Here is a 7,595-nt window from a genome sequence, read left to right on the forward strand (position 1 = left end):
TTCATATAAAACAACGGTTTATTAATTTTATTCTAAAGGGGATGTTATACTTCACCACTGTTTTTAATGAAAAAAACGAAAATTTAGTCTAAATGACAACTCGTAGAGTTTTTAATAGTTCGTAAGCTTGTTACGTTTATTTACATTGTTCAGCAACATTTTCTTATTTTCAGATATTTATTCTTTATACTGTGTAACATGTTGTAAATAAAGGATTTATCTATGGTAATTTTTCGTTCTCGATTAACCACTCTATTAACACTGCTGGTAGCGTTACTGTCAGTGACTGCACACGCTCAAGATGATTCGCAAACAGATTATCAGGCGAGGCTAAAAGGAATAGACGAAAAAATTGAGCAAGTTATGCAAGATTTTAATGTTCCTGGGTTGGCGTTGGGTGTTGTCGCGGGTGGTCAGGTTGTTAAGGTGAAGGGGTATGGCTTACGTGATATCAAGAACGGCTTGCCTGCAAATGCTGATACGCAATTTCCTATTGGCTCATCAACCAAGGCATTTACGAGCTTTGTTATTGGAACGCTGGTGGATGAGGGAAAACTAACTTGGGATACGCCTGTAAAACAGTATTTGCCAGAGTGGAAAATGCAGGTGGATTACGCCACTTACCACACAAACCTGAAAGATATGCTTGCGCATAGAACGGGCTTGGGTGGCCATAATTTGATTTGGTTGGGCAACCCTGATCTTGATGGACAGCAAATTATAGAAAAGTTACCTCACCTAAACTTGAATAAAGGCTTCCGTGAGGGGTTCATTTATAACAATTTAATGTATGCGATGGCTGGACATGTAGCGTGGAAGGTAAGTGGCCAACGCTGGGAAACATTAGTGCAAGAGCGTGTTTTAGATAAGCTAGATATGAATAATACTAGCTTCAACTACACCACCATGCTTAATACAGACAACTATGCTTTGCCCTATCAAATACGGAATAACACTCCTACTCAAATCGATTATAACGGTAGTTTGTCGGAAGTGTTGTGGCCTGCTGGCTCCATGAATGCCAGTGTTAAAGATATGGTTAAATGGCTACAGATGCTTGTAAACAAAGGCCATTATGGTGAATCGTCATTGATAGACAGCAAAACACTGCAAACAATTCAGTCACCCTTTAATACACTTACTCGCTTTAGCGATGATGCAGATAAGTTGCCGTTGCATTATGGTTTAGGCTGGTTTATTCGCAGCTTCCGCGGACACTATCAGGTTCAACATGGTGGCAATATTGATGGTTTTACTTCAGCGGTATTTACTTACCCAAATGAAGACTTGGGAATCGTTGTCTTGAGCAATCAAAATGCGAGCACAGTTCCTTACTTGCTATCAATGGAGATATCTGAACTATTGCTAGATCTTGAGCCCAGAAACCACCTCGCACAGGCGTTAGCTGAGGAAAAAGCGGCGCAAACGCCGGAAAGCGAAAACGAAACTAAGCAGCCTAGTGGGTTCTCTATGTCTAATGAGGCCCTACAAGCTTACGCGGGAACGTGGAACAACCCTGGCTATGGCAAAATAGACATTACTGTTAGCAATGGTGGGTTGGTTGTTGACTACAACGGGGTAATAGAGCAATTTGTACCAGAAAAACAGCACCAATTTAGAAGTCTGAATACACATCACCTGTCGCTGTTTGAAGATGATGTATTAGTGTTTGAAACAAACGAAGACGGTAAGCTCAATACCGTGAATGCGCCGTTCGATTATCCTGCGTCTGTCAGGTTTAGTCGTTAAGCCTATTTGGGATAATTCACGTAGAAAGAAATGAGATTATTTGTACAAAGGCGCTGACATATTTTGGCGTTATAGTGCATAATATGTCAGATAAACGTAAGTATTAACTAGGAGTTATTATGGCCGAATGGGGTGAAGCGTTAATGTTTGGCGTAGCGCTAGTCGCGTTTGTATTGGGATTAAGCAGCATCATCATGGGCTTTATGGCGCAGCCAGCGTCTGAGCAAGGCGCGATGAAAGAGAAAGTTGAATACGGCTTTTTCGGTGTATCAGGGTTGGTCATTAGCTTACTGTTCTACATCGGTATTGTTTGGTAAATGCCCACTATCAGGTTATATAAAGAGAGTGTTTTTACACTCTCTTTTTTTTTGCCTACACTTTCCGCTTGCTCAACAGGCAAATCTATATGCGCGCGCTGTCACTGATATGTTGGAATGAGCGTAGCTTAAATACGGGTAGCATCGCCATAACATGATCGAAAATGTCTGCCTGAATCCCCTCGTAATTGATCCACTCTTTATCTGCGCTAAAACAATAGATCTCTAACGGTACGCCTGTTGCTGTAGGAGGTAGTTGGCGCACCATCAATGTCATCTCTTTATTGATTTTGGGATGGTGTCGTAAGTATGCCTCTAGGTATGCGCGAAAGGTGCCAATATTCGTTAATCGGCGATGGTTAACTAAATCCTGTATATCAATATTTTGATCCTGATGATACGCGGCTAACTCTGTACGTTTACGAGCAATATACTGATTAATGTGGCGAATTTTAGATAGTGCTTCTATATCTTCTTCAGAGCAAAATTCGATACTTTTGATATCAATATTGATGGCTCGCTTGATTCTGCGTCCCGCTGATTCAGACATGCCTCGCCAGTTTTTAACTGAATCGCTGATTAGCGCATAGGTGGGGATTGTTGAGATAGTTTTGTCCCAATTTTGCACTTTAACCGTAGTTAACCCTACCTGTAAAACTGTGCCATCTGCGCCGTAACTTGGCATTTCGATCCAGTCGCCAGTGTTAAGCATTCTGTTTGCGGCGATTTGAATGCCTGCTACAAAGCCCAAAATGGCATCTTTGAACACCAACATGAGAACTGCAGTAATTGCACCTAAACCGGATAGCAGGAGTAAAGGTGACTTATCTAACAAATTGGCAATGATCAAAAGCAACGCGACAATCACAATCACCAGTTTGCCTACTTGAATAAAGCCGGTGATAGGCGCGCGCTGCGCCATGAGTGAGCCATTGTAAACTGATTCGATGGTATTCAAGATTGCACTGCCTGCACCAACGGCAGACAGCAGTAAATAAACAATGACGAGTTTTTGAAAGAACAGTGTCGCCCGTTCATTTTCAGGAAGAAGAATAGGCACAATTAAATAGAGTATAAGCGCAGTGGCGATATGGGCGATACGTCTGAAAAAACGGTGTTTATGTAACTCATCATCCCATTTGGCTTTGCTCAATGATATGAGCCGGGTAATTTTGGGGCCAAGTACATTTTTGCTGATAAACAGGCTAACAGCGCCAAGCATGGCCAATAACGATATCACCGTGAATAAATACAGCCATCCGTCGGTAGATATATGCAAACCAAAATAGGCATATACATCGACAATAAGTTGTGGAATTCTATTCATCGGCTCCAAATTCATTGTTTGCTGCTCATGAGTTGTGTGATCAGTTTATCTTTAGATTCCCAAACCCCATTGAGCCATGCCTGAAAGCGCTTGCGAAAATCTTCGTTATTAAAGTAGTCCCCCACCACATCTTCAGTAACGGGTAATACATCTACATGTAACACCACTTTATTGAGGCGACCACTGAGCATATCTAGCATTGGGCGTTTGGTATTGTTCGGATAAAGAATGGTCACATCAAGAATGTTAGAAAACAACTCGCCCATTGCCGCTAATGTAAAGGCCGCGCCTCCCGCTTTGGGTGGAAGCAGGCTGGCAAATGGACTATTTTTCAGTTTGTGCTTGTCCATGGTGTAGCGCGTGCCTTCAACAAAATTGATGACGGTGACAGGGGTGTTTTTAAATTTTTCACACGACTTTTTCGTGGTCTCTATATCTTTGCCTTTCAGGTGAGGGTATTTATCTAAAAAAGCGCGTGAATAACGTTGCATGAACGGCATGTCTAATGCCCACGCACCCAAACCTACAAATGGCACCCAGATAAGCTCTTTTTTGAGGAAAAACTTAGGGGCCGGAATGCGACCAGATGCAAAGTCAAACAGCAGTATAATATCAAGCCAGCTGAGATGATTTGGCATCATCAGATACCATTTGTCTTTACCTAGTTCACCTTTGATTTTGAAATCCCACTCAATACGATTGGTTAGCTTGATGATCAATACGCTACAAACGCCAAATAAAATACTAAATTGCCCCATGACAGGATTGAGTATGCGTGTAGTAAATTGAAAAGGCAGCAACAGTTTGATGAACCCCATGGCAATAATGATGCCGCCCCAGAAGCTCAAGTTAATCACTTGCAATAGCAAGTGAAGAGGAAAAATGATAATTGAAGGAAGAAAACTAAGCATACCTACTGTCCTGTCGAAAGCGCTTTTATGGAGTTGTCTTTGGCCGTCCATACTTGGTTGAGCCATGTTTGGAATCGTTCTCGCTGCGCTTGATTGTCGAAATAATCCATGGCGAATATATCGCTTTTTAAAATATCATCAATAGACAACACGTTAATATTCACATGAATGTCTTTGACTTTCCCACATACAAAGTCCCAGAAGGACGGCGCGCCCTGTGGATAATAAATCGTCACATCTAAAAGCTTATGAAGGTGATCACCCATTGCGCTTAGCACAAATGCGATGCCACCGGCTCTTGGTTTAAGCAGATGTGAAAACTCTGCATCTTGTTTGGCATGTTTTGCGGGTGTCCAACGGGTTCCTTCCACAAAGTTCATAATACTGACCGGCTTGGAGCGGAATTTTTCACACGCTTTGCGAGTGGTTTCTAAGTCTTTGCCTTTTAGATGCGGGTTTTTTTGAATAAAACTGCGGCTATAGCGCTTCATAAAAGGAAAGTCCAGTGCCCACCATGCCACCCCTAAGAAGGGTACCCAAATAAGTTCTTTCTTTAGGAAGAATTTTAAAAAGGGGATTTTGCGGTTAAAAATGCGTTGCAGTACAACAATGTCAACCCAACTTTGGTGGTTGGCTATCACTAGATACCAGTCTTTGAGACTCAGAGCATTCAGACCTGAAACGTGAATGCGTGTTTGCGTAAACAGCCGTTGATTTGCATTGTTTACCGAAATCCAAGCAGATGCGCATCCATCTAAAATGTAAGACATCCATCGCTGCCAAGCGCGCAGTGGTAATGCAAGCTTCAGCAGTGAGCAGATAAGAATGGGAACAAACCAGAATAATGTGTTAATGCCATACCCTAGCAGAGAAATTGCGCCCCGGACGTTACGAAAAATTGTTTTTATCATGAACCAAACCACACCCTGAAACAGAAGGGCATAGTGTAAACGAAATTTGAACATGATGCAGGTGAGACGTAAAAAGTTGTGCACCAGTGTGAAGGCTTAAACAATTAAGTTGGTTAGATTGGATATAGACGTGTTTATCAATAGTGACTTTCAAATATAAAAAGTTGAAAGTGACATGGTTGTAAAAAGGCTCTTTTTATTTTATTAAATTTAAAATTAAAAGTTAATTTCAGTTGGTTATAATTTTTTATACATAGTTATTTTTAATGATCTAATCGTATTATTCTTAATTACTTAAAGGCAGTCTCAATACCTTTCAATATGCTAAAAATTAACTGTGCGCATTAACTAGGTTTTGTTTAATTTGTTTTAAATCAGCGGTTTATGTTTATTTGTGGTTTGGGCGTCAATGGTGCTTGTGTGTTTTAAAAAGGTATGAAAAATATCAATTTGGCGGTAAATACCTTGTTTTTGTATGGTATTAAATTTTATTTTTAGTAAGTATGTTGATTTGAAAAGAGAATTTTTAAATAGGTAAAAAAATTAAATTGTGACACTTTTTTGAACGTTTTTTTTGCTATATCATCCTGCGCCTCTTAGCGATTCATTTTTATTTTATTCATTCAGGGATGCAGAGGTTGTAGTTCTATATGGACGTAGTGTGTGCCCAAATAAAATGGTTTTGTGCGTTGACCTTTTTGGTTATGTTCAGTGCGTCAGCCCAGTGGGTGCAAGCACAAGAACAAGTGAATCAAGGTCACGAAAAAATTATCAAGGAAGGATTGGAGCGTCTTAAGCACCAAGTTGATCCACTGCTGCAAAAACAAGATGTGTTTTTACAAGAGCAGTTTTCGTCGGCAAACCCACTTCCTACTATCGATGCTAATCAGCGATGCTTTGATATCTCTACGATTGATGTTCGAGGCGCTACCTTGCTTAATGCCGAGGATGTTGAGCGAATACTCGATGCGCATATCAATCAATGCTTAGGGCTGAGTCGTATCAATCAAATCGTGGCCACCATTTCTAACCTTTATCTTGATGCTGGCTTTGTAACGAGTCGTGCATTTATTAAACCTCAAGATTTATCGCAAGGAACCCTGAGCATTCTCGTTATGGAAGGCCACGTGGAGTCAATTGTGTCGGAAGATAAGCGCTTGAGTGAAGAACAGATCGCATTGGCTTTTCCTTCTACGCCATCGGGCTGGCTTAATCTCCGCGATTTAGAGCAAGGGTTAGAAAATCTGAATCGCCTTGGCAGCAACAGAACCACTATGAAGTTACTACCAGGAGATCAACAAGGCGGAACGCTGGTGTCGATTGCCAATCAGGCTGGGCGTGCGTGGCGTGCATCGTTGGGACTGAATAATACTGGCGTAGAGACAACGGGTGAATTGCAGTTAGATGGTAACTTTACCTACGACAATCTGCTGGGTATGAATGACAGCATGGTTATTGCTGCTTCAACGAATGTTGGAGAGCATGAACTGCCTCATGCTGAATCCCGCAGTTTGTCTGTGAACGCATCTATGCCGAATGGATATTGGCTGTTCAGTGTTAATAACAATTATTTCGAGTACGAACAAACGGTTCTGGGCGCAAGTGTCGATTTCTTAACCCATGGGTCGTCTTTAAACACCCATCTTGCTGCCGATCACACACTGTTTAGAAGTCAAACAGAGAAAGTGAATGTCGCGCTCTCGTTTACGCGAAAAGAAAGTAAAAACTTTATTGAGGATGTGTTTTTAGATACATCGTCAAGGGTGCTGTATTTATGGGATTTTACTGGCAGTTATCTTAATAATTCGGAATTGGGCGCATTCACTGCGTCGTTGAGCGTAAATAAGAGTGTACCGTGGTTTGATGCAAAACGAGAATTGGCTGACGCAGAAGATGATTTCCAGTTTACAAAGTACGCATTGGATCTAGGCTTTTCTTCTACGTTTGACGTGAGTGGACACCCACTACAATATGCAACTCGCCTTCATTACCTTTATTCTCCAGATGTGATTTTGGCGTCTGAGGGAATTTCTGTTGGCGGAAGGTATTCCGTCAGAGGTGTCTCTGGCGCTAGCCTTTTTGGCTATCGCGGAGGTTACATTCGCAATGACGTCACGCTCCCTATTGGACTCGATTGGTTTGGCTCATCTCGACTTAACATCACTGCTGGATTAGATATTGGCACCAGCAATCTACCTGATTATGCCGACAAAAATTCAGACTGGGTAGCAGGCTCTGCGCTAACGTTCAATTTTGTCACTCACACGTTTAATGCTTCGCTTACTTATGCAAAAGCACTTCACGTGCCTGATTTTCTCAATGCTCAACGACAGGAAATTGATCTTTCTGTTCGTATTAACTTCTAAAGGAATGGTGATCT

At 41.5% G+C, this 7,595-nt stretch carries 6 protein-coding genes; 3 read left to right on the plus strand and 3 right to left on the minus strand.

Going from position 1 to position 7,595, the window contains the following annotated elements; all coding sequences use genetic code 11:
* Positions 1–222: 222 nt before the first annotated feature.
* On the plus strand, positions 223–1,749 hold the full coding sequence (locus OE749_RS08285; RefSeq protein WP_263711969.1) for a serine hydrolase: 1,527 nt from the start codon (positions 223–225) through the stop codon (positions 1,747–1,749).
* Between the two features lie 119 nt (positions 1,750–1,868).
* On the plus strand, positions 1,869–2,066 hold the full coding sequence (locus tag OE749_RS08290; protein WP_263711970.1) for a hypothetical protein: 198 nt from the start codon (positions 1,869–1,871) through the stop codon (positions 2,064–2,066).
* An 85-nt stretch (positions 2,067–2,151) separates the two neighbouring features.
* Here OE749_RS08290 and OE749_RS08295 read toward each other — a convergent pair whose 3' ends face one another.
* From OE749_RS08295 to OE749_RS08305, 3 genes are read right to left on the minus strand one after another with little or no spacing between them, the layout of a single operon-like run.
* Positions 2,152–3,393 carry a mechanosensitive ion channel family protein gene (locus OE749_RS08295; protein WP_404828146.1) on the minus strand — a complete coding sequence of 414 codons (1,242 nt, stop codon included), beginning with the start codon at positions 3,391–3,393 and terminating at the stop codon, positions 2,152–2,154.
* Between the two features lie 11 nt (positions 3,394–3,404).
* Positions 3,405–4,304 (minus strand): acyltransferase, encoded by a 900-nt coding sequence (locus OE749_RS08300; protein WP_263711971.1) that lies wholly within the window; start codon positions 4,302–4,304, stop codon positions 3,405–3,407.
* Between the two features lie 2 nt (positions 4,305–4,306).
* Positions 4,307–5,215 carry an acyltransferase gene (locus OE749_RS08305; RefSeq protein ID WP_263711972.1) on the minus strand — a complete coding sequence of 303 codons (909 nt, stop codon included), beginning with the start codon at positions 5,213–5,215 and terminating at the stop codon, positions 4,307–4,309.
* Between the two features lie 650 nt (positions 5,216–5,865).
* Here OE749_RS08305 and OE749_RS08310 point away from each other — a divergent pair.
* Positions 5,866–7,581, plus strand: coding sequence for a ShlB/FhaC/HecB family hemolysin secretion/activation protein (locus tag OE749_RS08310; RefSeq protein ID WP_263711973.1), 1,716 nt, complete (start codon positions 5,866–5,868; stop codon positions 7,579–7,581).
* The last annotated feature ends 14 nt before the right edge of the window (positions 7,582–7,595 follow it).

It is taken from the genome of Fluctibacter corallii (assembly GCF_025751585.1).
In the GTDB taxonomy this organism is placed as follows: domain Bacteria; phylum Pseudomonadota; class Gammaproteobacteria; order Enterobacterales; family Alteromonadaceae; genus Fluctibacter_A; species Fluctibacter_A corallii.